The following is a 25,281-nucleotide window of genomic DNA, read 5'->3' on the forward strand; positions in this document are numbered from 1 at the left end:
GTTCCTCTCGGCCCGCCTGAGTAACCAGGGCTGCCGACAGAGCGCTTTCCCACTCACTGCCGGCCCGGTACCGGAAGGAAGGAGCGCAAATCTCTGCTTCGCCACCAGAATGCGCAACGCATCAGGTCCCGCACGCTCAGCTAGATCTGACGTTTAATCATGCGGCCGAGACCCGCTTCGCGAATAGGTCGCCGGCGAACCTGCACGCCGCCTTGTGCATTGAGCTTACTTCTTGCGACACAGGCTCAGCCTCCGCACAAGCTTCCACTGAAAGGGGACACCGCGTCCTGAAGAAACAGCCGGAGGGCGGATTCGTCGGACTTGGGATTTCGCCCGTGATCAACGGAGGGTTGCGCCGACGTTCGGTGGCAGGATCAGCCTCGGGGACAGACGCGAGAAGGAGTTGGGTGTAGGGATGGCTCGGATTCCGGTAGACCTCTTCCGAGCTACCGCTTTCCACCACCTTGCCGAGATACATCACGTAGACCCGGCTCGCCGCCTGCCGGACAAGCGCGAGGTCATGCGCGATGAAGAGGCAGGACACGCCGAGCTTCTCTCTGAGGTCGAGGAATAGGTTCATGACCTGCGCCCGTATAGACAAGTCTAGCGCGCTGACCGGTTCGTCGCAGATTAAAACCCGCGGCTCTACGGCCAGCGAGCGCGCGATCGCGATGCGTTGCCTCTGGCCGCCTGAGAGTTCACGGGTGAATCTGTCCCGGACCGTCGTCGCCAGACCGACTTGGTTGAGGAGCTCAGCGATCCTCCCCTCGCGTTCCGTTTGCGAACGCAAACCTGCAATTATGAGGGCTTCGTTTATGGCTTCGCCCACAGTTTGGCGATCATTCAGCGATGCATAGGGGTCCTGGAACACGTACTGAACTGCCCGACGCGCTTCCCGCAGACGGCGTCCACTCAAGGAGCCGAGGTCGATGCCATCAAAAACGACACGTCCGGATTGGGGTTTTTCCAAGCCGACGATCGAACGGCCGAGCGTGGACTTGCCGCAGCCAGACTCCCCCACCAAGCCGACGATCTCGCCTTGATTGAGGTGGATTGAGACGTCGTTTACCGCTTTGATCGTTTGGCCACGTTTGGCGCTTGGAAAGCTGGTGACCAGATGCTCGACTTCGAGTACCGCGCTCATTATGCGCACTCCTTCGCCCGAATATTCAGAACGGGACAGGCGGCTGACACACCCGGAACTGCCGTCGGCAAGAACGGCGGTCGCCGCTCGCCGCAGGCATCCACAGCGCATCCGCAGCGGGGCATGAAAGCGCACCCTGTGATCGGCGCGCCAAGGATGGGCGGAACGCCCGGCAATCCACGGAAACGCGATCCGATTGCGTCCTGTTTCCTCGGAATTGCCTCGATGAGGCCCATCGTATAGGGATGCTGCGGCTGAGAGAGTACACGCTCGGTCGGTCCGGTTTCGACGTGGCGCCCCGCGTACATCACCATTACGCGGTCGGCCGCGCCCGCCACGACACCCATGTCATGCGTGATCAAGATCATGGCCATGTCCATTCTGGACTGGATTTCCTTCAGCAGTCGGAGGATTTGCGCCTGGACCGTCACGTCGAGCGCGGTGGTCGGCTCGTCGGCTACGAGAAGTGTCGGCTCGGCGGCAATGGCGATTGCGATCATGACACGCTGTTGGAGACCGCCCGAAAGCTCATGGGGATACTGCTTGAGGCGTATTTCGGGGTCGGACATCCCGACCATCTTGATAAGTTCAAGCGCCCGGGTTTCCGCAGCTCTTGCGGTCATGCCGAGGTGAAGCTCGGCTACTTCGGCTATCTGCCGTCCGACCCGGCGGGCGGGATTGAGCGCGCTCATCGGGTCCTGGAAAATGAAGCCAATGGATTTTCCGCGCAGGCTGCGAAGCGTTTCATTGTCCGATCCGACGAGCTGGCGGCTGTCGAACAAAATGGTGCCCGATATATCCGCCTGGACGCCCACGGGCATCAGGCCGAGAGGCGCAAAGCAGGTGACCGTTTTGCCGCTACCGCTTTCTCCCACAATCGCGAGGGTCTCTCGGCGGCTCAGTTCATAGGCTACTCCGTCGACTGGGCGGACCACGGTATGCGCCGTCAGCAGGTCTATGGTCAGATCTTTGACGCGGAGTATCGGTTCAGAACTCATGGCCGTGCCTCCTTGGCCCAGAATGCGGTTACCCGGCGGCGGGCCGCGAGCATCCGGGAGGTCAGCGGCTTCGGAACTCTGTTGAGGGCGACCGCTTCACCGAGGATGTTGAATCCGATCACAGCTAAAGTCAGGGTCAGTCCCGGCAGGATGACCTGGCGCGGATCGGACTCGAGATATGGAAGCGCGTCGACCAACATCTGTCCCCATTCAGGCGTCGGCGGCTGGATGCCCAGCCCGAGGAAGCTCAACGTTGCGATTGCGAGCGCGACTGCTCCGGCGTCGGCCGTGGCATATACGAGCACCGCCCCGATCGTCGTGGGAAGAAGATGGACAAAGTAAATGCGAACGGGACTTGCGCCCAATACTCTTAGGGCCTCCATGTGGGGCTTGTTCATGGTGTTGACAGCCACGGCCCGGCTAATGCGGGCGCTACCCGGCCACCAGGCGAGCGCGAGCGCGAGGATCATGTTCCAGTAGCTGACTCCGGCAATGCCGATCACCGCAAGTGAGACGATGAGGCTGGGGATTGCCTGGCCGACGTCAACGATGCGCATCAGCAGTTCGTCCGTCCAGCCCCGCCGGTATCCGGCAATCGTGCCGATGGCGATGCCGATGGCGTGCGCGCACACAAGGACGAGACAGACTCCGACCAGCGACGTCCGAGCCGCCACAATCAACCTGCTCAATGTATCGCGCCCGAGATGGTCGACTCCGAAGGGATGGGCGAGCGTCGGGCCCTGGCCAGCGATCAGCAGGTCTTGCGCATTGGGATCATGTGGCGCGATGTAGGGTGCGAGCAGTCCCAACAGAACGAACGCGCCGATAGTAAATACCGCCGAGCGCGGGAAGGCGCCAATGGCCTTCAGGAGTGGTCTGACTGGCTGCATGTTCAGCTCCTTTGAAGTCTAAGGCGCGGATCGGTCAGCGTAATGCAGATGTCGACCACGACGTTCAGGATGATGAAGAACGTGATGAAGACCAGAAGGCAGGCCTGCACGACCATGAAGTCGCGGAATCTCACCCCGGTCAGGAAGAGGTCGCCGATGCCCTGCCAAGCGAACAGAGGTTCGACAACGACCGCGCCCACGACCATCGTCCCGATCTGCGTTCCCAAGGCGTTCAAGTACGTCGGCGCGATGTTCGGGATCGCGTCGCGAACCAGAATACTCGTCCTTGACAGTCCTTTGCTCATGGCCGTTAGGACATAGGGTTTGGCCATCGCCGCCTCGAAGCCAACTCGGACGACGCGGCTCAGAACTGCTGCGGGAAGAAATCCCAGAGTGAGCCATGGAAGCACCCAACTGACGGGTCCGGCAAACCCGAAGGTCGGAAAGACGTGCCACGTGACCGAAAAGGCGTAGACCAGCAGTGCTCCGACGAAGAAGGACGGAGTCGAAGCGCCCAGAAGAGCGCTCCCTCGGGTGACCACGTCTGGCGCCCTATGTGCCCAGAGCGCGCCTACGAAGCCGACGAACAGGCTCAGCAAGAAAGCCACGACCGCTCCGCCCGCAACGAGGGTGGCGGTCGCGGCAAGGCGGCTCTTGAGGGACGCGCCGACCGCCTCGCCCGTCTTGTAGGAAATGCCGAAGTCGCCGTGGATCGCTCCGTTCAGCCAGAAGCCGTAGCGTTCGAGAAGCGGCTTGTTGAGCCCCAATTCCTCCTCGACCTTGGCGATATCGGCTTTGGTGGCCGTCGGCGTCCGCAGCTCGGCGATGAGTATCGCCACGTTGCCCGGAGCGGATACCACGAGCGCGAAGCATAGAACGGACGCCAGAAACAGCAACAAGACTGCGTTGCGGGCCCTTTTAGCGATTAGGCGAACACGGCCGTATCCTACTCCGCCAGTGTGATATTCTCGTAGGGCATGTCGTACTCGGTCGCGGGGCTCTGGAAGCCCTTCACCCGAGCGGCATGCGCCCATATGCCCGGAACGAAGAGCAGCGGCGCGATGGCGTCGTTGTCGTGCAGCCAGTCATAGACCTTCTGTAGAGCTGCTTCCATCTCGCCTTCGGGCGCGGACATCGCGGCGAGCACCAACGGATCGAGGTGCTCGGGGTCGATGAAGAGCTTGCCGTCCACGCCGTTGTCATAGGTGGATAGGAACAGGCCCACCACAGTCCCGAAAGGTTCGTATGGCGCGCCGAACGTCTGGAAGAAAGCGAGATCGAACTTGCGCTCCGGAATGTCGCTGTGCCGCGACGCATGATCCACCGAGCGGATCGTGAGCGTGACGCCAATCTCCTGGAGCTCGGACTGGATCACTTCCGCGACGGATCGGGACCCCGGTACTTGCTCCTCGCTAACGACCAGTTCAATGGCAAGGTCCTTGCCGTCCTTCTGCCTGACAGGCCCCCCGACCCAGCCTGCCTCCTCGAGCAGCGACTTTGCGGTCTCGGTATCCCGCCTAGGCACATCGAAGCGCTTCCCCGAATACGGAACGGTTTCGGAGAACAGGTTGCCAGTGGAGGTCGCCAGACCGCGGTAAAGCACTTGCGAGATCGCAGCCCGGTCGATGCCGAGGTTGATCGCCTTGCGGACTTTCGGGTCCCTCAGCGCTTCGACGCGGGAAGTGTTGAAGGCCATAATCATTGTGGTGGTGCCGGGATGGATGACGACGTCGATGCCCGCTCCCTTCAGCGTCTCTGCTTCCGTTGCGGTCAAAGGCGACACAAACGCTCCGCCGATCAGATCCACGTCGCCCGCGCGCAACGCTGCCATGCGGCCGCGCGAGTCCGGAAGGACTTTTACCTCAAGATATTTGAAAGAGGGTTTGTCACCCCAGTAGGCGTCGAAGCGCTCGAAGGCACTGCCCTCATTCCCGGCAGTCGCTTGATGCCACGGTCCCGTGCCGACGGGTGCCTTATAGCTACCGTCCCCAGAGACCGACTTGGGGCTGAGGAGCCTGACTGGCCGGACGTAAGCGAACTCCTGGAGCAGGCCGAGGACCGGTTCCTTGAACCGGACGTTGACGTGATCGTCGTCGACGATGTCCGTTCCGGCGTAAAGCCGGGACGAATTCATCCAGTTGTTCGCTTCGAGTCCGATCCACCTCTTCAGGTTCCATTCCACCGCCGCGGCGTCGAACGGAGTGCCGTCGTGGAAAGTCACGCCCTTGCGCAACGTGAGCTTAAGCAGCCTGCCCCCGTCTTCGACCGACCATTCGGTCGCCAGCCCTGGCTCGATCTTACCGTCATGGCCGTATTTAACCAGCGGCTCGAAAACGAGGTCCTGAACGCCCCACAGGCTGGTGTATTTGTGAGGATTGATATCCCCGGCGGGCTTGGCGATCGCGATGCGAAGCGTGTCCTTAACCTCTGATGCCGCAACGATTGACGGCAGGATGGAGGATAGCGCCGAAACTCCCAGCAGTTTTGAGACGTCCGCCAGCAAGGAGCGCCTATCTATTCGCATGAATTCGTTGTTGTTGTTCATTGTCATTCCCCTTTTTGTGTTCACTCACAGCATTGATTGCCGGATGTTTTCTTTGCCGAACCGCTCGTCGTCGATCCGTGCTTGGATTTGGGCCAACATTTTCTCGAGATCGGCCATGAGATCGTCGTGCGATTCCAACCCCACGCTGAACCGCAGAAGGAGGTCCTGCCCACTCCAGGTCGTCGCGGAGCGGTTGCTCTTCACGGGCATGGGGGCAACGAGGCTGCGTGTCCCACCCCACGAGGCGCCGATGGCGATCGTCTCTAGCGTATTGAGCGCCTCCGGCACGTGCGGCAGTGCTTCGGGAACCAATTCCACGCTGAACACTCCGCTCGCGCCGAGGAAGTCGCGCTTCCAGAATTCGTGCCCGGGACAAGACGGCAGGGCGGGGTAGAGCACACGCTCGACGGCTGGGTGGCCGCGGAACCAGTTGATCATCGCCGTCGCGCCGTCGTGCGCGTGTTTCATTCGCACGCCAAGAGTCTCCATGCCCCGCAACACCAAAGAGGCGTCGTCGGGGGAAACACCGATCCCGGCGCGCCCCATAGTCGCCTTGAGCGCGTTGAAAAGCTGCTCGGAAGCCACCGTGATCGACCCCATCAGCACGTCGGAATGGCCCGAGATATATTTGGTGAGCGCTTCGGTCACGATGTCGGCCCCATGTACGAGGGGCTTGAAGTTAAGAGGGGTCGCCCAGGTGTTGTCGAATCCGACGAGCGCGCCGTGCCGATGCGCGATCTCGGCAATCCGCGGCAGATCCTGGACTTCCATGGTCGTCGAACCGGGGGACTCGCACCACACCAGTTTCGTGTTCCCGTCGATCCGACGTTCGAGCCCCTCGGGCGAAGTGGGATCGTAGTACTCCGCTCGGACGCCAAACTTTGCCAGATCGGTGTTCACAAAATCACGGACCGGGGGATAGGCCGTGTCCGCCACCAGTACCTTGTCTCCGGCATTGAGGACGGCGAGCATTGCGATTGCGTTTGCGGCCTGGCCCGATGGCGCGAGAAGCGTCCGGTGACCCTGCTCGAGCTGAGTGATCTTTTGCTCCAGTGTACGCGTCGTCGGGGTGCCGTAGAGGCCGTAGGAATAGCCGTCAGGCCCTCGCTGGCCGCGAGTGGCGTAGGCTGCGGCATCCGCGAATACGATCGTCGAAGCCCGATGGACGGCTGCACCCAGAGCCTCGAAGCCGTCTGTTTTGACTTTGGGGGTCACAACGCATTGGGTGAGATCGTTCATGCTTGCTCCTCATGTGTTCGAGACAGTTACAGCATGACAAAACCTATTCCGTCCAATATCAAGATCGGGATGTGCTATTCTCTCAGGTTATAGGTGCGCCATGAATCTTCGCCAGATCGAGGTCTTCCACGCCGTGATGACGATTGGAACCGCCTCACGCGCCGCGGAGATACTACGCATCTCACAACCTGCGGTGAGCAAGGCCGTCCAAGAACTGGAGCGCGACATCGGTTTCGCGCTCTTCCACCGCATCAAAGGACGGATGTCGCCGACGGCAGAAGGCAACCTGTTTTTCAGGGAAGTGGAGACCTCATTCTCCGGCCTCATCCATTTGAAAGGGGCCGCGGCGCGGATTCGCGACTTCGGTTCGGGGGAAATCCGGATCGCAAGTCTCTCCGCATTAAGTACGAATGTAATGCCAAAGGCATTAAAGGCATTTCAACACCGTCACCCTGACGTTGCGATCACCTTTCAGGCAAGGCTATCCTCGGAAGTCAAAGAACTCGTCGCCTCCGGCCAGTTCGACGTCGGCCTGGCGGCGGACGAGATCGATCTTGCGGGCGTCGAAGCCCACCCATTCCGGAACTACCGGGTCGCGATCGCCATGCCCAAGGGCCATCCGCTAGAGGGGAGGGAAGTGATCCGTCCCGCCGATCTCCATGGGCAGGCCTTCATCGCGTTGGCTCCGGAGGACACTACGAGACGGGAAGCAGAGGCCATCTTCGCTGATCACGGCATCAAGCCCAAAGTGGTTCTAGAAACCCCCTATTCCACCACCATCTGCTCGATGGTCAATGCGGGGCTTGGATGCGGAATGGTCAATCCTTTGACTGCCCTTCCCTATCTCAACGGAAACCTCAGCCTCCGTCCATTTCTCCCGGGAATCTCCTTCCGAACCCTTCTGTTGTTGCCACCCAACCGACGTCCATCGAGAGTAGTTAGCGAGTTTATCGAGCAGCTGATGCGTATCGCATTGGAAATTGATGGGGCTGTCCAAACTTGACTTCACTTTCGTGAACGTCGGCTTCTGGGCCCCATGCCGTCACCCGCCAGGCCGCAATTAGGATAGCGCGCCTCGCTCAGCCGCAGCAGCGAAATTGGAACTGGGAGTTCGATGAGTGTGGGGAAGGCGGTAGCGCTCTCCCGCTGCCATCACTGCAGCGCTAGGCGCTGTTCCTGGTTTACGATTTGGCAGGTTGAGAAGCTCCGCCAGTGCACCGCGAACTTTCAGCTCAACCTGTCCCCTACCCTCCATCGGAATGATCTCGATCCCTGTGACCAGTGAGCGGATGATCCTCGCCGCCTCGTGCCGCTCACACTCGTCGGATTGCAACGCGTCCTGGAGCTCGGATACTTGCCGACGGTAAATCGTTACCGCAGCCGGATGAAACTCCACAATGCTTTCCGCGGCCGCCATCGCCTGAAGCTCTCGGGCTAGATTCTCCTTTTCGCGCTCGAGGTCCAGTAGCTTCGATTTCATGCTGGTCGTCGCGACACCGTCAGCGATGGCATCGACGATGTTAGCGATCTGCCTGTCGATGCCGGCATGCCGCCTTTCGACTTCCCTTTGCCGCTCGCGGTTCATGGCGTTCAGTCGCTTATGCTCAGCATGATATTCAGCAAGGAAGCCCGCAATGGCATCTGGCGCCAGCAAGCGCCGCTGGATGCCTTCCAGCACACGCTTCTCACGCTCGCCAACACGGATCGTCCTGTTATTGGCACAAGTGCCTTTCTCACGGTGCGCGGCACAAGCAAGCTGGTCTCTGTTCTTCACCGTATACGAAGCGCCACAGCAGCCGCACCGCACAAGCCCCGAGAACATGTGCTTCGGCCGTCGGCGGTGATGGAGTTTCATGCCTCCATAAAGCTTCTTGCGGACTTGCACCGCATCCCACAGCTCATCGTCGATGATACGCAGATGCGGTACTTCGACGACCTGCCAAGTTTCCGGCAGATTCGGCCGCGAGATGCGCTTCCCAGTCTCGGGATCCTTGCGCATTTGAAGACGATTGAAGACGAGCAGCCCGATATAGGCTTCGTTGTAGAGAAAGCCGCTTCTCCGCTTGAGATTGCCATTGATGGTCGAGGCGCCCCACGCACCCCCAAAGGGTGATGGGATACCTTCCTTGTTGAGGCTTCCAGCTATCGTACGTGCCGATTGACCAGCCGCGAACTCCCGAAAAATCCGACGCACGACCTTGGCTTGATCCTCATCGATCTCGCGCCGACCGCGGATCGGTTCGCCGCGTTTCATCGAGCTTTTTGACCACGCGATAGCCGTAGGAGAGGCCGCCGGCGTTGTAGCCGTTCAATATGCGGCCGCTTTGGCCCCGCCTGATCTTGGCGGCAAGATCGCGCAGGAACAACGCGTTCATAGTTCCTTTGAGGCCCACGTGCAGTTCGTCTACGGCACCCTCAGAGAGAGTGACGATCCTGACACCGGCAAAGCGCAGTCGCTTGAAGAGGCCGGCTACGTCTTCCTGGTCGCGTGACAGGCGATCGAGTGCCTCGGCTAGAACGATCTCGAATTGCCCGCTTTGAGCATCGGCTAGAAGCCGCTGGATGTCTGGTCGACGGATGATGCTTGCACCGGATACGGCGGCGTCGGCATAGGTCCCAACGACAGTCCACCTCTCCCTGGCCGCGCGCTCTCGGCAAAGCCGCAGCTGATCCTCGATAGAGGCTTCGCGCTGGTTATCGGATGAGTAACGAGCGTACAGCGCGACACGGGTCATGAACCGCTCCTCTTCCTCTCGTTGCTATTGTCCGCCGCCGTCCCCATCCTCCCCTTCTGACGGTGTTTTCTCAAGAGGATGAACTTTGTTGCCGTTGGCCGCCTGCAATTCCTCGAATGCTCCCGAGCAACCCGCCGACCCAACAAGCGGGCGATCGACAGGACGGCTCGTTCAGCCATGTCTCGTGCCGACATGTCAGCCCTGTAGTCGTGGCTTGCACTGTCGTTCCCAGGTTTGGCCTCGTCCACCATGGCATGCCCGCTCTTCTGTGTAGATCGAGGGCATTGAGCGGCGTGATGGATCAGCAAGACAAGTTCAGTTGTCGCGCCGTCGTAGTGTGGCGTGCAAATACTTAAGCGCTGCGATTTGGAATACCGAAGGCAGACTAAATTGCCAAAAGCTCGGCCCCCTTGCAATATCGCACGCGATATCCAATATGTCTGCATGAGACTGCTTCTCGATACGGCGACCATGGTGGCTGGGATCCGAAGTGACGCTGGCGCCTCGCGCCAACTGTTGGTCGCAGCTTTGGAACGCCGGCTGACGCTCATCGCTTCGGTGACGTTGATGATCGAGTACCAGGCGGTGATGACAAGGCCCGAGCACCTTGGGGCCTCCGGCCTGTCGGCCGAGGATGTGAACGCGTTGCTAGATGCCGTGGCGGCCGTCGCCGAGCCGGTTCGCCTTCTCTTCCTCTGGCGACCCGCCGTGCGCGACCCGGACGACGACATGGTGCTGGAAGCTGCGGTAAACGGACGGGCGGACGCTATAGTGACGTTCAACCTACGCGACTTCGGCAAAGTGGCCGAGCGCTTCGGTATCTTGGTCCTGTCGCCGGGCGAGGCGCTGAGACGATTGGAGGGAAAGACATGAGGAGAAGCAATTTCGCGCTGCGGCTTCAGCTCTCGCTTCTCGATGAGGCGCGCAAGGTGGCGGAGAGCGAGGGCGTGCCGCTCAACCAGTTCATTAACGTGGCAGTCGCCGAGAAGCTTTCGGCGCTGCGCACGGAAAGCTACTTTCAGGAACGCGCTGCCCGTGCCGACATCCCCAAGGCGCTGCACATCCTGAAGCGGGCCGGCAAAGGGAAGGCGCCAATCAAGGGCGACGAACTGCCGGAGTAACCCAGCCTGAGGGGTGGAGCGGTATCGTTCGTATCGCAGCCTTGCCTGCGTCCGAAGCGGCCGCCGGGCCGAAGACTGCCAGTCAAGGCTGGCGCAGCACGCGCCACAGCGATGCGGCTCTGGCCTTGACGGGCTGGCTTCGGTCCGGCGTTCTCTCGACAAGCGGGCAGTTCTCTTGCCGGACATAATCTCCCCATCTATCGGGAAGAGTCTGGACGAGCCTTGCCGGACGCTGCTTCCGCCACGGCATTGGGCGAACCCGCTTGAAGATGGGCGAATACCCGAAACCAGAATCGATACTCCTGTGTCCGCCCGTCGCAACGCGCCGACACGGCGCCCCAGGCGATTGCGGTTGCGGCTGTCTTTCCTCACAGGGCTGTCGCTGCCTCTGCAGCTTCAGGCCACGGTCCATTTGTGCACGGCGGCATCGCGGTTGAAGGCATCCAGCAGATCGGGATCGCTCACCGCCGGATGGTGAGATGCCGCAAGAGTGCTCTGTGCTGGCAATTCCTGGCGGTTGAAGGGTGACGTGAGGCAGACGCTTCGCGCAAGTTGAGGGGTTCTCGGCTGAAGCCGGAAGTTGGGTTGGATGGGCTTCATAGCTCGCCTCCTTCTTCGTCTTTCAGGCGCGGAAACAGCAGCCAGCCCGCCGCTTGCCAAGCTTGCGACGCTGCTCGCCGCGAATGAACTGTTCCGGCATCGTCTGCTCGGCGATGAGCACCAGATCGCTGAGCGCCGAGCGGATTTGCGGCCAAGGGAACACGGAGCATTCCTCCCAGGCTTCGCCCTCGCGCAACACGGCATCGAGCTTGCCTGCCACACCGGCGAGAGTCGTAGCGGGGGTCGTTGAGAACGCTTCCAGCAGATCCTGTGCCCGGTCGCCAGCCTCGCACTCGGCCTTGAGCGCGGCGGTGTAACCAGCCTCCTCGGCAGCTGCATCCCAGCGAGCCTGATGTGCCGCAAAATCAGCTTCGGCCTTCTCGCGGAGAGCTGCCATATCCGGCCCCTCGCCGAGCACTTCATTGAGCGCCTCGATCGAGTGGACCGCCACGTCCTCACCCTCGGGCACGCAGACGGTCGCACAAGGAAAGCCGACGCTCGAGACAAGCCTCGCCTCCAGGCGCTGCTGCTTGCGGCAAAGCCGCTCGGTCAGCTTGTGGGCGGTCTCCCATTCCCGCCAAAGCGCCAGCGCAGGGTCGGGGAGCATACTCGTTGCCGCTGTGTTGCCGACAAGCGCACTTTTCTCAAGCACCAAAGCGGTGGACGTGATCATCCCTCCCGCAAGCACTCGCCTGCGGGTGACGAAAGCCAGAGTCATGCTATTGTCGGAATCAGCCACGATCCGAGCTCCTATCAGCTTGGGTTGTGGTCAGGCTGCTGAGGGTGGTTGCACACCAACAGCAGCCGCTTTCAAGCGAAAAAATCGTATCAGCGGTACGATATTGAAAAAGCGGCTACAACAAGAATCGTATCACGGTTACGAAATGGATGCAGTTCAGTGCAAAATGGCACGTGTCGCGTTGGGCTGGGGAACTCGAGAGTTAGCCCTAAAGGCAAACGTATCTCCCGATACCATCGCGCGGTTGGAAAGAGGCGAACAGCTAAAGAATTCAACCCTCGCCGAAATTCGTGCAGTCTTCGAAGCGGCCGGGATCGAATTCATTCCAGAGAACGGTGGCGGCGCTGGTGTTCGCTTGTCACAGCGTTCCGCTGGCGAATGACAATCGGCTTTTTTGAGCCGCCGCACATGTGCGGCTAGCGGCCCAAATGGGCGCTTCAGCGCCAACAGGCGAACCAAGACGTACGTCCGCAATGGGCCTGATCCCGGACCTTCGCACCGAACTCTCACATGTCCGCTCGCGTGCTGGGTACCCTAGCAGCGGACGGTCTGCTCGGCCCCATTTCTGCCCCCTCGGACCGCGTGGGTAGTGGGAGAAATACGGCCCGATTCCATTCATCCGCTCCCGGCTGTCGCAAAAGTTATATAGCGCAAACGATGACATAGGGGTTCTCAGTTTCATCCTGTCGGGTGCAGCATTGCACAGTTCGCTTGCCGACAACTATTCCTGCTGGAATTGACAGGGCCAATCTTCAGGCCTCGTCAAGCCAGAAGGCAACTCGGTCCGGGCGTCTCCGCAAGCCATGTTGAGCTGCCACTGGGACAGACCCGCCGAATTGGAAAGATCGACGCCCTCGATACGGGTCAGAAAGAAAAAGGCGCGGTCAAAGTCTATCGGCGCGGTGAACGTCGCTCCTCGGAAGTCCGCCCGTGCGAGATTGGCAAACGAGAAGCGGCTGCCGCTGATATCGGCGTCATGGAACTGCGCACGCCCCAATTCTGCCTTTGTGAAATCAACATTGGTCAGATTGGCGCCCTGGAAATTTGAGCGCTGTATTTCCGCGCTCGCAAACACAGCGCCCTGCGCGTCCATACGGCTGAAGTCGGTCCTGTAGGCCTCGATTCTGTCGAACCGGGCGCCTTTGGCGGTCGAGTCGGCCAGGGAAGCACGCACAAGCGTTGCCTTCTCAAGATTTGCCTCAAGGAGATTGCTGTTCCTGAGGTCGGTCGAAGTGAAATCAACACCGAACAGGTTCGCCCCGCTCAGGTCCTGTCCTTCTAGCATGAGAAGCTTCTTGTCACACTCGTGCCAATTGACGCCAGGCGTCGCGGCTGCCTGGCAATTGTGAGCAGCAGTGGCGTTCTGCCAAGCAAACACCGTGCAAACCGCTAGAACCAAGCCGGATGCGCCGTAAGCTCTGGTTCGCCTCAAAGTCATTGTTGCTCGACCTCTGCTACTCGCCGACACTCAACCTTACCACATCTGCTGACACTCGAGCCACGGTGACCACCGCCGTCACAGTTAGCGCATTTCTCATATTCAAGCTTTGATGTTGATCAACCGATCAACCCGCGCGTAGGGCGCGATTTGCGAGCGCCTCCCCATATCATCGGCGGTCCAGCAGAGATTCATTTGTCACAGGCCAGGCGCTTCATTCCGCAGGTATGCTTGACTAAGCCGAGGAGAGCGGTCGTTAGGATGGCGCGGTCGCGTGCCAAGATTGGCCTCCGCTCTGGACGTTTGTGTCGCTAATGAGGAGCCTGCTCGGGTGCTGATCGCCACCGCCGGCGTCCGCTGCCGACAAGCGTGAATCCGCTTGGTTCCGCACCGATCGGTACTTCCCGACGGCGAGGTTGACCCCGCACGGGGTGCTCGTCGCGTATCCTGATTCCGCTGTCGCATGAACCCCACGACTTCGCTTAGCGAGGCCGAAGTTGATCTCTGCCATCTACCAGGTCGAACCATCAACCCCGTATATTTGTGTCGTAAGCTGACGTGCCGCGAATACCCCGTTTTCGGTAGGCGGGCTTTATGGCGGGCGCCCAACCTATTCTTGTATTTTTATTGATGTAAACAATGACTTATGGCGGTGAGGGAGGATTCGAACTCCGCGCTTGGAAGAGCGTCCTTCTCGTCTTCACCGTGCAGGCCGGTTACTCTGGGCGGCAGAGTGCCCTTCCGCGCTTCGTTTCCGATATCAGCGCCGGCAACTGACCAAGGCATAGCGGGCTCGTAACGATAAGGACGGTTCTCGCTATTTGAGGACCGCAACGGGTTGGCGAGTCTAGTCTGAGCGATCAAGCCCGCGCTCTGGACGAGGTCCCATCCTCACAGAATGTTCGCCCACCGGGCCAAACGTGACGCAACGGAACGGATGGTTCACCCGTAAGGTCTTGGGGAGATTGCGAAAGGAGACCAGCATATGACCTGCGAACGAGACGTCGGCACGTTCGAAGAGCCCGTGACCGTTTTGCTGTCCTCCGGCAAAGTCAGTGTTTCGAGCACCCGCGAAGCCGCCGAAATGCTGCTTTACCACTGGCCCATTGGAGAAACCGGGCGCCGCATCCAGGCTCGCATGGCGTGCATGAAGGTGCTCGGCGGCGGCAGCGCACCGGAGATAGCGCGCGTGGCATTTCTCAACGCCGCCAAGGAAGCGAAAATCCTGACTGCTTGACATCTCGTCAACGCGTGCCCCACCACTGTCCATCGTGCATCACTCTTGCAGCGGCCATTACATTTGTGCAAACATCGTGCGTCGATCATGCGGAGACGCCGAATGCTTGCGCGAGAAGGCTGGAGCCGCGGAGCTGCACTCTACGTCGACCCGCGAGTTGACGCGCTCTGTGGCGAATTCCACGTAGAGATCGTCCCCAAGGGCCGCTATCCGAAAGAAGGCCAGACGCGCGCCGTCGGCTCCATCCGCCGGCTGATCGACAATCATGGCGCTGAGCATGCACGGTTGGTCCTGTGTGTTCTGGCTGAGGGCCGCGGCGAACCACGCGCTCACCGAAGAAAGCAGCCTGACGGTCGTCTCTGACTTGCTGCTGGCCGGTCCGGACCTGGTGGAGCAGGGCATGGCCGCCGTGCTCGAGATTTTCGACGCGATCCCGCTCGGCGCATACATGGCGATCGTCAATGAGCTGCGCGGCCGCGTTCATCAGGGGCATGCGCTAGCTGGGATCCTTACCGGCGCCTCCGGGAGAGCTCGCTAACGCAAAGGAGACTATTCGGTCCCGGATGGCCAAGGCGGACGCCAGCGAGGCTGAAAAGGGCCGGCAGGGCTTCACCAAGCGCCAGCGCAGCCGCGAGGAACTGATCGCATTCGGCAAGAGGATGCTCGCGGTCAAGGCGTCAGTGCCTCATGGCGAGTTCGGACCATGGCTGCGCGATCAGCCTATCACGTACGATTTGGCTTTGCAGGCGATGCGGCTGGCCCGCGGCTGCTGACTAGAAGCGATCGGCCGAACCAAAGAAGAGGCGCTCCCTTGTTTCGCGCCGTATCCCCATCTAGCCTGCACTATTGTCAGTTGAGGTGACGGGTATGAAACAGAATCAGGTTGGCATTCAGCGATCATTCGCAAGCAACGCATTGGCCATCGTATCGAGCATATCTCTGGCAGGGTGCACTACAGTCTCAAATAGCGGTGCGGACGGTCGACGCCGCCGTCCGGCACCTATACGGATATTGTCGTTGTGACGGTCACCTTTTGAGATAGGCGCATGGAGCCGGCGCTTGCTGGGGATTGCTCAGGCCCGGCACGATGCTCCGCCCGACCCCCTACTCGTGCCGGGCACACTCCTCCGGCTCGTTAGTCACTGCTCTCAAGCGGCTCCCCTATCTCGAAGACGCTCCCGCGTGCTGAGCAGGCGGTTGATCAATTGACAAGCAGCGTGTGATCGTAAGGTTTCGCCAGCAGTGGTCCTCCATCGCACCAGCCTCCCGCATCGGCTGCGGCGTCCGATACCCTGACGTGAGGATCACCTTCACGCAAGGAGATCGGTGGGCGTATCCGGGCGGGCGCGTTGCGCAAGTCTATCAACTTTCGGAAGGCTCCTGAAGTCCTGGCGCTTACATCGTCGTTCCCGAAGGTCTGCATTCCGGCGTGTAACCAAACGTCGGCAACTGGCGCTCCTTGTCCTGCTGGTGCAAGCGTTTCCCCACCCCCGCACCGTACTGCGGTCGGATTCAGGCATCTTGCCGGAACTCACGATAATCGTCATCCTTGCCAGCCCGACGGCCAGCGTTCCGACCGGTCGTCACGGAGTGCCCGCCCTTGCAAGAAGACGACGCCGGAAACGCATTCCAAGAGGCGATCCTCGCTTCGGTGGTTCGCTCATCGCTCGACTGCGTGATCGTCACGGACGAAGCCGGATTGGTTGTGGAATTCAACCCGGCGGCCGAGGAGACCTTCGGCTATTCGCGCGCTGAAGCGGTCGGCAGACAGATCTCGGAGCTCATCGTCCCGCCGCATCTGCGCAAGGCGCACGCAGATGGGCTTGCGGCCTATCTTGCGGGTGGCGTCCCGCTGTTGCTTGGGCGTCGCACAGAGCAGACTGCCATGCGAGCGAACGGCACCGAGTTTCCGGTGGAACTCACGATCACCGAAGCCCGGAGCGGCAAACGTCGCTTCTTCACGGCGAGCTTGCGCGACCTGTCGCAGCGCCAGGCTGCCGACGCCGCTCTGCGTGCCAGCGAAGCCCGATTGGCGGCGTTTATGAAGCATGCTCCCGTAGGCATGTACCTGAAGGATACCGACGGTCGCTATCTGGTCGCCAATCCGGAAATGGGAAAGGTCTTCGGCCGGCCGGCCGAGAGCGCAATCGGATTAAGCGCGGCCGACATTTTCGGGCCCCAGGAAGCCGCGATGATCGCGGAAAACGATCGCCGCGTCCTGGAATCAGGACAGGCGATTGCAATTGAGGAATTCCTAAGCAACGCGGCCGACTATGCCTGGAGCCTTGTCGTCCGCTTTCCCGTTCTGGGAGCCGATCAGCAGCAGGCGCGCATCGGCGGCTTCGATATCGACATAACCGAGCAGAAGCGCGCAGCCGAGCGCCTGCAGCAAAGCGAGCGGCGCTTCCGAGACCTCACTCACTATCATCCGGTTCCGGTCGTTTTCATAGACTCGCGAACGAGGCAGCTGATTAACGCCAATCCCGCCTTCCGCGAGATCATGGGTATAGGCCCGGATGACGAGGACAGCTTCCGGCAGCACCGCTGGTTCGCCACACGGGAAGACTATCGGCGCCTCAAAACCCTGTCACGTCAGCAGCCGCGCGCCGACGGCGTGGAGGCTCAACTTCGGCGACTGGACGGCTCCGCGTTTCCCGTGTCGCTGAGTTGGCGCCACATCGAGATGGACGAGCGACCGGTGATCGTCGGCAGCATTCTTGATCTCACCGCAACCAAGGCGGCTGAAGCCGAACTGGCGCGGTCGCGTGAGGCATTGGCTCAGAGCGAGCGGCTCAACGCACTTGGTTCGCTGCTTGCCGGCGTTTCGCACGAACTCAACAACCCCTTGGCGGTCGTCGTCGCGCAGGCCCAGTTGCTGGAAGAATTTCTAGGCGGAACCGCCCACGCACAGCGGGCCGGCAAGATCAGACTCGCCGCCGAGCGCTGCGCACGCATCGTGAAGACCTTCCTGGCAATGGCGCGACAACGCCAGCCGGAGCGCCGCAGTACCAACATCAACGATCTGATCCGCGCAGTTCTCGATATCGCCGGCTACGGTTTGCGCACGGCGGGCATCGAGGTGCAATGCCGGCTCGCCGAGGGCCTGCCGCCTCTGGAAGTCGACCCTGACCAGATGCATCAGGTGTTCTACAACCTGATTGTCAACGCGCAACACGCCCTGCAGGAGATACCCGCACCGCGGCGGATCGAGATCGAAACGTCGCTTGAAGGCAATGACCTCCAGATCGTGATCGCCGACAATGGCCCCGGTGTGCCCGCCGAGATCCGGAATCGCATTTTCGATCCGTTTTTTACCACCAAGGCTCAGGGTGCCGGCACCGGGATCGGGCTCGCTTTCTCGCTCAGCGTGGTGCAGTCGCACAATGGACGGCTGGCCCTGCTTGACCGTGCGGACGGCGCGCATCTCCGGTTGCTGTTGCCGGTGGAGGCCTGCACTTCGTCAGATTCAGTCGAAGGTGTTGCGGCGCACTCGGTCGCGGGCATCGGTTGCACCGCCCTTGTGGTCGATGACGAGCGGGAGGTTGGAGAAACGATGGCAGAACTACTAGAGGCTGAAGGTTTTGCCGTCAGGATTGTCGAGGACGGCGCCGGCGCCAAGGCAGCGCTGATGAGTGCTGTTTTCGATGTGATCTTTTGCGATCTGCGGATGCCGAACATCGACGGCCCCGCCTTGTTCGACTGGGCCTGTCAGGCAACCCCGGGCATAGCGGAGCGATTCGTTTTCGTTACCGGCGACACGCTCGGCGGCGCTGCGGCGCGCTTCGTTGAACGGGCCGGTCGACCAGTTGTCGAGAAGCCGTTTTCGCGCGATTCTATCCGCCGGGCACTAAGCTCGTTGGCAGACGTTCCGCGCTAGCCAACGACCCTCTTTGCGCGCTGGCGCCTTCGGACAACACCGCAGCGTCAGCGAACACGCATCGCAGTCCAGCTTGCTCGCGCAATACCGCATAAAACCTTTTTCTTCGACACTGCGTTGGCGCATGGGCTCGGATTATATCGCGATGGAGCGTCCTCCGTCTCAATCGGGTCGACTCAAGCCGTAGCGCGAAGGTCAGGTTTGGAGAAGCGCCGGGAATGGCAGCTCCTGGCGCTACCCGGGCGGCGGGCGATTCAGCTGCTCTGAAGGCCGAGGTGAGCGTCAAAGGGCCGACTCGGGTCAGTGCTTGCCTTAGAAGTTCTCCGAACGAAGGGCAGAGAAGGGTCGGAACGTTGCCATTCGTCTCATCGATGGGAACGAGCAAGTGGCGCCAATTCCCGACCTTGGCAGTCAACGTTGCGAGTGTCGTGATCCGACCCCCAAAGCGGTCGTCACATAGTGCGGCGAGCAGGGTGAATTCTACGGCTATGTCAGGAATGCCCTGGCTGCTAACAAAGTACTGTCAGGAGCAGTGTGCGATAAGGCTTGTCGGGGCCTTCTGGGGGTGAGACGATGACGAGCTAGCCCTACGTTCGTTCCAGCGATGCAGCGAACCAGTTGCTGGCAACACAGCAAACGCATCATAGGAGGGTGATCATGGCGGACTTTCCGGTCAATCCGCTGAAGCTGGCGCTGGTCAACATTGACTTGCAGAACGTGTTCGTCGAGGGGACGCCGGCTGCGGCTCCCGATGGCCCGGAGGTGGTGGCCCGGGTCAACAAGCTCGCGGCCGTCTGTCGCCAGGCAGGCGTGCTGGTCATCCACACCGCCCACGTCATCCGGCCCGACGGTTCGAACGCGGGAGTGATGGGCGAACTTATCCCGCCTACCCACGAGGGGATGCTCGCCGAAGGCTCGTTCCCCGCCGCGTTCCACAAGGACCTGAAGATCGAGCCGAGCGACATCGTGCTGAAGAAGCCTCGCTACGGCGCCTTCCACGGCACCGACCTTGAGGTCACCTTGCGCTCGCGGGGCATCGACAGCGTGATCATCACCGGCATCGCCACCAATGTCTGCGCCGAAACCACCGCCCGCGAAGCCGCCGTGCGCGACTTCCGGGTCTTCTTTCTTAGCGACGGTACCTCCACCGCCGGTATCGATGGCGTCCCCCGGGACGTTCTGGTGCGGACGACCTGCGCAGTACTAGGCCTGGCCTTCGCCCAAGTGCTCACTGTCGATCAGATGATCGACAAGATCAAGCTGGCTTCATCGGCCGTCTCGGAGCGAGTGACGGCTCCCCACCCAACCGCGACGTAGAACGCTTCGTGGCTGTGCAGCAGAGCCGAATCCTTCGGGCGGTTCGGTCGTGTGGGGAACGGAAGCCCAGGGCTGGCACGGGGAACAGCCGCATTGCGGACAGAGCGGACGTCGGCCAGCCGATCCCGAACCTATGCCGTGCGGACCGCAAGATGGTTCTTCGGAACCCAGCCGGTCCGGCCTTCCGCGCGGCATAGAACCCTCCTCGACGCCGTCACGATCTGTCCCCGCTTACATGTGAGTTCCATGGCCGAGTAGTCTTCTCCTGCGACGTGCTTGCCGTTGATCGTTTTCACCAGGCTGTCCGGTATCCACCCTTCCTTGCCAGCCGGGCTTTTTGCCCAAAGCCAAATGTGGCCATCCCAAATATCTGGCGACCGCTCAGTTCAATCGTTTCACCGGCACTAAGAACTACCGGCGCATGATACGTCGCCGTCCAGTCTTCTGTGACCTCATATTGCATCGCCTGAGCGCTCAACCCTTCTCATCAAGGCCATATCCGTGTGGGCAGTGCTACCAAACAGTTGAGGCGGAGCAAAGGCTGCAAAGCGCTCAATCGAGCCGTTCATCATCCCGGACGCCAATGACAGCAACGGGTCAGATCGCGTCATGCGACGTTCCCAACTGGATGACGGCAAAGGGTCGAACTCGGTCGTTCAGAGTGATTGGGTTTTGGCGGCTAGAGCGGCCCGGCATGAGGTGGTCCGGACTGTGAACGAGGGGTGTCGGCAGAGCGCGTCTCATAGGGGGCCCACAAGCCAGTGCCACCCCCCGCCGACAAACCCCGGCGGGCGGGTGCCTCGGGGACACGATGGTAGATTGCCAATGCGTTCGCGCGTGTGGCCTTAAGTCGCAAACTATTGGCTTCAGAAGCAGGACGTCGGGCTTCATTGACGGTGCTACCAACACCATATGGTGATCCATAGCCCTCCAAAACGAGACAAGCTCGCCCCGACGGGTCGCACTGCGGCCGTCAGCCGGCAATTGCCATGAACTAGGAAACCATCATGCCTGAAAATATCAGATTAACTTCGAGAGATGTCCCCCTCATTCAGCTAGGCCTCTATCAGTGCCGCTTCCCGGTGAGCGAAGACCCGTCAGTACCCGGCGGTTATCGTTTTTGTGCTGGGCCAACTTCGCCGGATCGCGTCTACTGCGATCACCACCACAATATTGTGACCGCCGTGGACCCTCGTCGAGCCCGTTCGGGTCTTCACCTCGCTCAACGACGCGCCGCGTAAATCTGGCTGGCGGCGGCCTCCCGGCCAGGCGCTATGCGCTCCAAGGCCTTGGCTACGTCCGTCGGCTCGGTCTGGCCCATCCTCCCTTATGCCGTCTTCGCCGATGTATCCCCCGTCGCCCGATTGAGAACGACGACTTCTCGCCGAAGCGATCGCTTCGGAATGCCGTCGTAGTCCGACCAGAAGCTCCGTGTGCTTTTGTAGAGGTCGAGGGTCCAATCCAACGTCTCCGACGGTGATCGTGACCAGGTCGCAACCCCGCAACTTGCTGTCGATCGCGAGATTGAACAGTCAATCTGGTATGCGGTGGGCATGTCGAGGGATGGATGAGTAGCAGTCAACAACGGGCGCCGATTGGCCCGTGCCGAAAAGTCCTGCCAATGCTGCTGCTTCCGCTTCGATGTCGAGCATGCGATATTGTACCTGTCTGAAGCGCGCCGCGAAAGTGGTGTCCGCTTTGGGTCATTCCTTCGCCTCCAGCAGGATTCGGTACTCGGGCGGCGCCTTCAGCAAGGAGTCGATAGCGCCACTTGCCAACCTCAGCACCTCTAAGCGCGAACGTCTGGTGTGATGCCCGATGCGCGAGTTCGTAGGGCATCTCGCTGTTACATCGCGGTGACAAAAGCACCGCCACGGTGGCATCAATCGGTTACGCAGGGCAGGAAATATCTCCGGCCTTCTGGGAGTGGCGTGTCAGCGTCTCTACAGGCTGCGTGGGCGTGTCGTCGCTTGGCTGTTAGCGCGGCGACTGGAACGCTCCACGCCTCGCAAGCGGGATAGCGAAATCTCGTGAAGGCAAGGTCGAGCTGCGTTCTGCGTTCTGAATCGTCGACGGGCGGCGACTGGGAGAGATGGATACCATGCACACGGGGAGTCAGGAAGTTGGCAGGACATGGACGCGGGGCGGCCCGCGTGCAGGCGCTTGGCTGAGTGGTGCAATGGCCACGCAGCGCCACCTCGCAGCGATCCTGGCTTGCGACGTGGTCGGCTATTCGCGCCTGACGGAGCGGGACGAGCGCGGCACGCTCGAGCGGCTGAAGACGTACCGCAAGGACCTCCTCGAACCGCTGGTCTCTGAGCACCGGGGTCGGATCGTCAAGCTCACCGGCGACGGCATGTTGTGTGAGTTCGCGAGCGTCGTCAACGCGGTGGCCTCGGCGATGGCGATCCAGCAGGCCCTGGCAGAACACGAGGCGGAGATGCCCGAGGAAGAGCGGATTCGCTTGCGCATCGGCGTCAATCTCGGCGACGTGGTCTGCGAGGAGGACGGCGACCTCTACGGCGACGGGGTCAACATCGCCGCCCGCCTCGAAAGCATCGCCGATCCCGGCACCGTGGTCGTCTCGGGCACCGCGTACGACCACCTTCAGGGCAAGCTCGACTGCGGCTTCACGCCGCTCGGCAACCTGCGCCTCAAGAACATCGAGCGGCCTGTGCGCGCCTACCGCGTCGAGAGCGACGCCAGCGCCTCGGTGGCTGCACCGCCTCCCTTGCCCGAGAAACCCTCGATCGCGGTTCTGCCTTTCACAAACATGAGCGGCGATCCCGACCAGGAATACTTCGCCGACGGGCTGGTGGAGGACATCATCACGGGATTGAGCCGGGTGAACTCCTTCTTCGTGATCGCCCGCAACTCGTCGTTCACCTACAAGGGCCGGGCGGTTGACCTGCGCCAGGTCGGGCGCGAGCTGGGCGTCCGCTACGTGCTAGAAGGCAGCATCCGCAGAGCAGGATCGCGGGTGCGCATCAGTGGGCAGTTGGTGGACGCGATCAGCGGGCACCATGTCTGGACCAACCGCTTCGAGGGCGACGTGAGCGACATCTTCGACCTGCAGGACAAAGTGACCGAGAGCGTCGTCGGCGCAGTCGAACCGAGCATCCGGCTGCAAGAGATCAAACAGGCGCGCATGAAGCCGACCGAGTACATCAGCGCCTACGACCTCTACCTTCGCGCGCTGCCGCGCTTCTACAGCATGACGCGCGAAGGCTTTGCCGACGTGCGCCGGCTCACCAACGAGGCGCTCAGCATCGACCCTGGCTTCATCCTGGCGAAGGCACTCGGCGCCTATATCCGCAGCCTATCCGTGAGCCAGTGCTGGCACGAGCCGGACGATACCCGAGTCGCCGCGCGCATGGCGCGCGAGGTACTGGCGGAAGCGCGCGACGACCCCACGAGCCTACGCTTCGCCGCGCAGGTGCTCGCCTACAGCGCGAAGGACTACGAGGTGGCGCTGGGCGCGATCGAGCGATCCCTGATGCTCAACCCCAATTCGGCGCAGGGCCATACGGGCAGCGGCTGGGTGAACGCACATTCCAGCCGCCCGCTCGTCGCCATCGAGCACTTTCACAGGGCAATGCGGCTGAGCCCGGTCGACCCCGAAAAGGGCATCGCGCTCTCCGACATCGGGATGAGCTACCTGATGCTCGAGCGCTACGAGGAAGCGCTGGCATGGGGAGAACGTGCGCTGCACGAGATGCCTAACTACGGCTCCTCGCACCGGGTGGTGATCATGGCGCTGATCAAACTCAACCGGCTGGACGAAGCGCAGGCGGCGGCGCGGCGGCTTATGAAGGCGTTCCCGACCTACACGCTCACCCTGCAGAGACAGATCAACCCGTGGCTGGACGAGGTGTTCGCCGAGCGTTACGTCGAGGCGCTGGGCATCTCCGGCGTGCCGGAGTGATCGTCGCGGTTGCAATGCCCGGCGAGGCGACGTTCCCTTGACCCCTTCGCTTCTGGAAGGACAGTTCTCTGGCCGGCTTGTCTGAGGACTGAGCGCGTAGAGCAGCCGTGAACAGCCGGCAAGCTCTCCGTTGGGTTCGCGTCGAACTTCCGGTTTCCAGCCCACTGCGACATTCCGACAAAGGCGCTCGTCTCTCCCTTTAGGAGAGCATGACTTTTCCCGCCACCGGCGCTAGCTGCTGCCGTGGTCCCTCACGACTTGGCTGAGGTAGAGCACTGGCCAGGCGCAGCTGGTCGGGGTTGCGCAGCCTGGTCGGGTGCGGTTGAGTTCAAGGGCAAATCCGGCAACGACAACCAGCCGTCGTGACCGACGGCGCCGCGCCTGCTTCCACAGGGCGGCGGCCGCCAGCCCAGCCGGGTCAGGGTTAGTAGTGAAAAGAGGGGGGAAAGGGCGGCTCTGCCCCCTCTCCCCTGCAAGGGGAAAATCGGTCTCCCCGTCCTTCCTCCGCGCGGCCAGGGCCGCGCTCTGTGCAGGATCGACGCGGATCCACATACGCGGATCGGCGCCGACCCCCGGCTTCGCCTTCGGGCGGGTGATCCCCGTCCGATTTGTCGTCTTGCCCCCTCTCCGCCGCTGTTCCGCACGAGCTCGGGAGCAGGAGCGGGGCTCCTGCCCCTTCGGGCAGGATTTCGCTTCGCGGGAAAAAGGGAAATCAGGAGAAAGCATCATGACCGAGACCATAACCATTTCATTGAACAAGCTGGACGTAGACCCGAAGAACGTCCGCAAAACCTATAGCGCCGAGGGTATCGCGGCGCTGGCAGCGAGCAACAGGGCCGATGGCTACAGGCTGCTGCAAAACCTTGTCGTCATGAAGGGCGACAAGAAGGGCCGCTATTTCGTGAGCGCTGGCGGGCGACGCCGCGCAGCACTCAATCTGCTGGCCGAGAAGGGAGAGATCGCGAAGGATTCCCCGTTGAATGCAAGGAGCGAGCGGGAGGGGACGCGAAGGCGACCAGTCTTGCCGAAAACGTCTTGCGCGAGGACATGCACTCGGTCGACCAGTACGAGGCGTTCCGCGATCTGGCGGACGAAGGCAAGTCGGTCCCCGACATTGCCGCACGGTTCGGCGCGGCCGAAACGATTGTGCGCCGCTGCCTTGCCCTTGGTCGCGTGTCGCCGCGCCTCTTGGAAGCCTACCGCAACGAGGACATGACCTTTGAGCAGCTTTCGGCCTTCACGATCAGCGACGATCACGAGGCGCAGGAACGGGTGTGGAATGAACTGCCGGCGTGGAACCGTTACGCGCAAAACATTCGTTCCGCGCTTGCTGGCGGGGCGTTCGGGCAAGCGACAAGAGGGTCAAATTTCCTGGGTGGGCTGGACGCCTACGAGGCGGCAGGCGGGAGCGTCAGGCGCGATCTGTTCGATGACAAGGAAGGCGAGGCGGTTTCGCCGTCGATGTCGTGAAGCTGG

At 61.4% G+C, this 25,281-nt stretch carries 23 protein-coding genes and 2 pseudogenes; 12 read left to right on the forward strand and 13 right to left on the reverse strand.

Going from position 1 to position 25,281, the window contains the following annotated elements; all coding sequences use genetic code 11:
• Positions 1 to 157 precede the first annotated feature (157 nt).
• Genes NKI70_RS25075 through NKI70_RS25100 form a run of 6 tightly spaced genes read right to left on the reverse strand, consistent with a single transcriptional unit; the run spans position 158 to position 6,816 of the window.
• Entirely contained in the window at positions 158 to 1,144 is a 987-nt protein-coding gene (locus tag NKI70_RS25075) for an ABC transporter ATP-binding protein (RefSeq protein ID WP_352453304.1), read from the reverse strand.
• Entirely contained in the window at positions 1,144 to 2,142 is a 999-nt protein-coding gene (locus NKI70_RS25080) for an ABC transporter ATP-binding protein (RefSeq protein WP_352725079.1), read from the reverse strand. Before NKI70_RS25080 ends, NKI70_RS25075 begins: the two co-directional genes overlap by 1 nt.
• A complete protein-coding gene (locus NKI70_RS25085) occupies positions 2,139 to 3,032 on the reverse strand; it encodes an ABC transporter permease (protein WP_023680719.1) in 894 nt (297 codons plus the stop codon). Before NKI70_RS25085 ends, NKI70_RS25080 begins: the two co-directional genes overlap by 4 nt.
• Before the next feature lie 2 nt (positions 3,033 to 3,034).
• The gene (locus tag NKI70_RS25090) at positions 3,035 to 3,958 is read right to left on the reverse strand and encodes an ABC transporter permease (protein WP_352725135.1); all 924 of its coding nucleotides are present in this window, start codon (positions 3,956 to 3,958) and stop codon (positions 3,035 to 3,037) included.
• Between the two features lie 20 nt (positions 3,959 to 3,978).
• On the reverse strand, positions 3,979 to 5,577 hold the full coding sequence (locus tag NKI70_RS25095) for an ABC transporter substrate-binding protein (protein ID WP_352725081.1): 1,599 nt from the start codon (positions 5,575 to 5,577) through the stop codon (positions 3,979 to 3,981).
• A gap of 24 nt (positions 5,578 to 5,601) precedes the next feature.
• Positions 5,602 to 6,816 carry a trans-sulfuration enzyme family protein gene (locus NKI70_RS25100; RefSeq protein ID WP_352725083.1) on the reverse strand — a complete coding sequence of 405 codons (1,215 nt, stop codon included), beginning with the start codon at positions 6,814 to 6,816 and terminating at the stop codon, positions 5,602 to 5,604.
• 100 nt (positions 6,817 to 6,916) lie between these two features.
• On the opposite strand from NKI70_RS25100, the gene NKI70_RS25105 reads away from it, so the two are divergent.
• On the forward strand, positions 6,917 to 7,819 hold the full coding sequence (locus NKI70_RS25105) for a LysR substrate-binding domain-containing protein (protein WP_352692767.1): 903 nt from the start codon (positions 6,917 to 6,919) through the stop codon (positions 7,817 to 7,819).
• 57 nt (positions 7,820 to 7,876) lie between these two features.
• Here NKI70_RS25105 and NKI70_RS25110 read toward each other — a convergent pair whose 3' ends face one another.
• Together NKI70_RS25110 and NKI70_RS25115 are read right to left on the reverse strand one after the other, a co-directional pair.
• Entirely contained in the window at positions 7,877 to 9,070 is a 1,194-nt protein-coding gene (locus NKI70_RS25110; RefSeq protein ID WP_352725085.1) for a recombinase family protein, read from the reverse strand.
• Complete coding sequence (locus NKI70_RS25115) at positions 9,027 to 9,551, reverse strand: recombinase family protein (RefSeq protein ID WP_352692769.1); 525 nt, start codon at positions 9,549 to 9,551, stop codon at positions 9,027 to 9,029. The genes NKI70_RS25110 and NKI70_RS25115 overlap by 44 nt, the downstream gene beginning before the upstream one ends.
• A 444-nt stretch (positions 9,552 to 9,995) precedes the next feature.
• Between NKI70_RS25115 and NKI70_RS25120 the strand changes: the two genes are divergently transcribed.
• Positions 9,996 to 10,424 (forward strand): putative toxin-antitoxin system toxin component, PIN family, encoded by a 429-nt coding sequence (locus NKI70_RS25120; protein WP_352725086.1) that lies wholly within the window; start codon positions 9,996 to 9,998, stop codon positions 10,422 to 10,424.
• Complete coding sequence (locus tag NKI70_RS25125) at positions 10,421 to 10,672, forward strand: toxin-antitoxin system HicB family antitoxin (RefSeq protein ID WP_352474558.1); 252 nt, start codon at positions 10,421 to 10,423, stop codon at positions 10,670 to 10,672. The genes NKI70_RS25120 and NKI70_RS25125 overlap by 4 nt, the downstream gene beginning before the upstream one ends.
• A gap of 197 nt (positions 10,673 to 10,869) precedes the next feature.
• On the opposite strand, the pseudogene NKI70_RS34040 reads toward NKI70_RS25125, so the two are convergent.
• The 3 genes and pseudogenes from NKI70_RS34040 to NKI70_RS25135 form a co-directional block, all read right to left on the reverse strand.
• Positions 10,870 to 11,028: pseudogene (locus tag NKI70_RS34040) on the reverse strand (Y4oE-related protein); the annotation flags it as partial.
• A 40-nt stretch (positions 11,029 to 11,068) separates the two neighbouring features.
• Complete coding sequence (locus NKI70_RS25130) at positions 11,069 to 11,272, reverse strand: hypothetical protein (protein WP_352453311.1); 204 nt, start codon at positions 11,270 to 11,272, stop codon at positions 11,069 to 11,071.
• A 22-nt stretch (positions 11,273 to 11,294) separates the two neighbouring features.
• Positions 11,295 to 11,879, reverse strand: coding sequence for a hypothetical protein (locus tag NKI70_RS25135; protein ID WP_352725088.1), 585 nt, complete (start codon positions 11,877 to 11,879; stop codon positions 11,295 to 11,297).
• 277 nt (positions 11,880 to 12,156) lie between these two features.
• On the opposite strand from NKI70_RS25135, the gene NKI70_RS25140 reads away from it, so the two are divergent.
• The gene (locus NKI70_RS25140) at positions 12,157 to 12,393 is read left to right on the forward strand and encodes a helix-turn-helix domain-containing protein (protein ID WP_352725137.1); all 237 of its coding nucleotides are present in this window, start codon (positions 12,157 to 12,159) and stop codon (positions 12,391 to 12,393) included.
• 339 nt (positions 12,394 to 12,732) lie between these two features.
• Here NKI70_RS25140 and NKI70_RS25145 read toward each other — a convergent pair whose 3' ends face one another.
• Positions 12,733 to 13,449: a pentapeptide repeat-containing protein gene (locus NKI70_RS25145; protein WP_502894625.1), complete on the reverse strand. Its 717-nt coding sequence runs from the start codon at positions 13,447 to 13,449 to the stop codon at positions 12,733 to 12,735.
• Positions 13,450 to 14,434: 985 nt separating this feature from the next.
• Here NKI70_RS25145 and NKI70_RS25150 point away from each other — a divergent pair.
• The 5 genes from NKI70_RS25150 (at position 14,435) to NKI70_RS25170 (ending at position 19,880) form a co-directional block, all read left to right on the forward strand.
• Positions 14,435 to 14,686 (forward strand): DUF982 domain-containing protein, encoded by a 252-nt coding sequence (locus NKI70_RS25150; RefSeq protein WP_352692774.1) that lies wholly within the window; start codon positions 14,435 to 14,437, stop codon positions 14,684 to 14,686.
• 265 nt (positions 14,687 to 14,951) lie between these two features.
• Complete coding sequence (locus NKI70_RS25155) at positions 14,952 to 15,224, forward strand: hypothetical protein (protein ID WP_352692775.1); 273 nt, start codon at positions 14,952 to 14,954, stop codon at positions 15,222 to 15,224.
• 25 nt (positions 15,225 to 15,249) lie between these two features.
• On the forward strand, positions 15,250 to 15,459 hold the full coding sequence (locus NKI70_RS25160) for a hypothetical protein (RefSeq protein WP_352692776.1): 210 nt from the start codon (positions 15,250 to 15,252) through the stop codon (positions 15,457 to 15,459).
• 827 nt (positions 15,460 to 16,286) lie between these two features.
• Complete coding sequence (locus NKI70_RS25165) at positions 16,287 to 18,563, forward strand: hybrid sensor histidine kinase/response regulator (protein ID WP_352692777.1); 2,277 nt, start codon at positions 16,287 to 16,289, stop codon at positions 18,561 to 18,563.
• A gap of 657 nt (positions 18,564 to 19,220) precedes the next feature.
• Positions 19,221 to 19,880 (forward strand): cysteine hydrolase family protein, encoded by a 660-nt coding sequence (locus NKI70_RS25170; protein ID WP_352692779.1) that lies wholly within the window; start codon positions 19,221 to 19,223, stop codon positions 19,878 to 19,880.
• A 131-nt stretch (positions 19,881 to 20,011) separates the two neighbouring features.
• Here the strand turns inward: NKI70_RS25170 and NKI70_RS25175 are convergent, their stop codons facing one another.
• Positions 20,012 to 20,128: an SH3 domain-containing protein gene (locus NKI70_RS25175; protein WP_352692850.1), complete on the reverse strand. Its 117-nt coding sequence runs from the start codon at positions 20,126 to 20,128 to the stop codon at positions 20,012 to 20,014.
• Between the two features lie 1,931 nt (positions 20,129 to 22,059).
• Here NKI70_RS25175 and NKI70_RS25190 point away from each other — a divergent pair.
• The 3 genes and pseudogenes from NKI70_RS25190 to NKI70_RS25200 all read left to right on the forward strand — a co-directional run bounded on the left by NKI70_RS25190 (position 22,060) and on the right by NKI70_RS25200 (position 25,275).
• Positions 22,060 to 23,805: an adenylate/guanylate cyclase domain-containing protein gene (locus NKI70_RS25190; protein ID WP_352725091.1), complete on the forward strand. Its 1,746-nt coding sequence runs from the start codon at positions 22,060 to 22,062 to the stop codon at positions 23,803 to 23,805.
• Positions 23,806 to 24,532: 727 nt separating this feature from the next.
• Positions 24,533 to 24,694, forward strand: a pseudogene (locus NKI70_RS25195) (hypothetical protein); the annotation flags it as partial.
• Positions 24,695 to 24,840: 146 nt separating this feature from the next.
• Positions 24,841 to 25,275 (forward strand): ParB/RepB/Spo0J family partition protein, encoded by a 435-nt coding sequence (locus tag NKI70_RS25200; RefSeq protein ID WP_352692856.1) that lies wholly within the window; start codon positions 24,841 to 24,843, stop codon positions 25,273 to 25,275.
• Positions 25,276 to 25,281: the final 6 nt, after the last annotated feature.

This window comes from Mesorhizobium sp. M0500, from assembly GCF_040321165.1.
Lineage (GTDB): Bacteria > Pseudomonadota > Alphaproteobacteria > Rhizobiales > Rhizobiaceae > Mesorhizobium.

Coding starts and splice junctions, on each gene's coding strand:
- NKI70_RS25075 (WP_352453304.1), bottom strand. CDS start 1,144: ATGAGCGCGGTACTCGAAGTCGAGCATCTGGTCACCAGCTTTCCAAGC.
- NKI70_RS25080 (WP_352725079.1), bottom strand. CDS start 2,142: ATGAGTTCTGAACCGATACTCCGCGTCAAAGATCTGACCATAGACCTG.
- NKI70_RS25085 (WP_023680719.1), bottom strand. CDS start 3,032: ATGCAGCCAGTCAGACCACTCCTGAAGGCCATTGGCGCCTTCCCGCGC.
- NKI70_RS25095 (WP_352725081.1), bottom strand. CDS start 5,577: ATGAACAACAACAACGAATTCATGCGAATAGATAGGCGCTCCTTGCTG.
- NKI70_RS25100 (WP_352725083.1), bottom strand. CDS start 6,816: ATGAACGATCTCACCCAATGCGTTGTGACCCCCAAAGTCAAAACAGAC.
- NKI70_RS25105 (WP_352692767.1), top strand. CDS start 6,917: ATGAATCTTCGCCAGATCGAGGTCTTCCACGCCGTGATGACGATTGGA.
- NKI70_RS25110 (WP_352725085.1), bottom strand. CDS start 9,070: ATGAAACGCGGCGAACCGATCCGCGGTCGGCGCGAGATCGATGAGGAT.
- NKI70_RS25115 (WP_352692769.1), bottom strand. CDS start 9,551: ATGACCCGTGTCGCGCTGTACGCTCGTTACTCATCCGATAACCAGCGC.
- NKI70_RS25120 (WP_352725086.1), top strand. CDS start 9,996: ATGAGACTGCTTCTCGATACGGCGACCATGGTGGCTGGGATCCGAAGT.
- NKI70_RS25125 (WP_352474558.1), top strand. CDS start 10,421: ATGAGGAGAAGCAATTTCGCGCTGCGGCTTCAGCTCTCGCTTCTCGAT.
- NKI70_RS25130 (WP_352453311.1), bottom strand. CDS start 11,272: ATGAAGCCCATCCAACCCAACTTCCGGCTTCAGCCGAGAACCCCTCAA.
- NKI70_RS25135 (WP_352725088.1), bottom strand. CDS start 11,879: ATGCTCCCCGACCCTGCGCTGGCGCTTTGGCGGGAATGGGAGACCGCC.
- NKI70_RS25140 (WP_352725137.1), top strand. CDS start 12,157: ATGGATGCAGTTCAGTGCAAAATGGCACGTGTCGCGTTGGGCTGGGGA.
- NKI70_RS25145 (WP_502894625.1), bottom strand. CDS start 13,449: ATGACTTTGAGGCGAACCAGAGCTTACGGCGCATCCGGCTTGGTTCTA.
- NKI70_RS25150 (WP_352692774.1), top strand. CDS start 14,435: ATGACCTGCGAACGAGACGTCGGCACGTTCGAAGAGCCCGTGACCGTT.
- NKI70_RS25155 (WP_352692775.1), top strand. CDS start 14,952: ATGGCGCTGAGCATGCACGGTTGGTCCTGTGTGTTCTGGCTGAGGGCC.
- NKI70_RS25160 (WP_352692776.1), top strand. CDS start 15,250: ATGGCCAAGGCGGACGCCAGCGAGGCTGAAAAGGGCCGGCAGGGCTTC.
- NKI70_RS25170 (WP_352692779.1), top strand. CDS start 19,221: ATGGCGGACTTTCCGGTCAATCCGCTGAAGCTGGCGCTGGTCAACATT.
- NKI70_RS25175 (WP_352692850.1), bottom strand. CDS start 20,128: ATGGAACTCACATGTAAGCGGGGACAGATCGTGACGGCGTCGAGGAGG.
- NKI70_RS25190 (WP_352725091.1), top strand. CDS start 22,060: ATGGCCACGCAGCGCCACCTCGCAGCGATCCTGGCTTGCGACGTGGTC.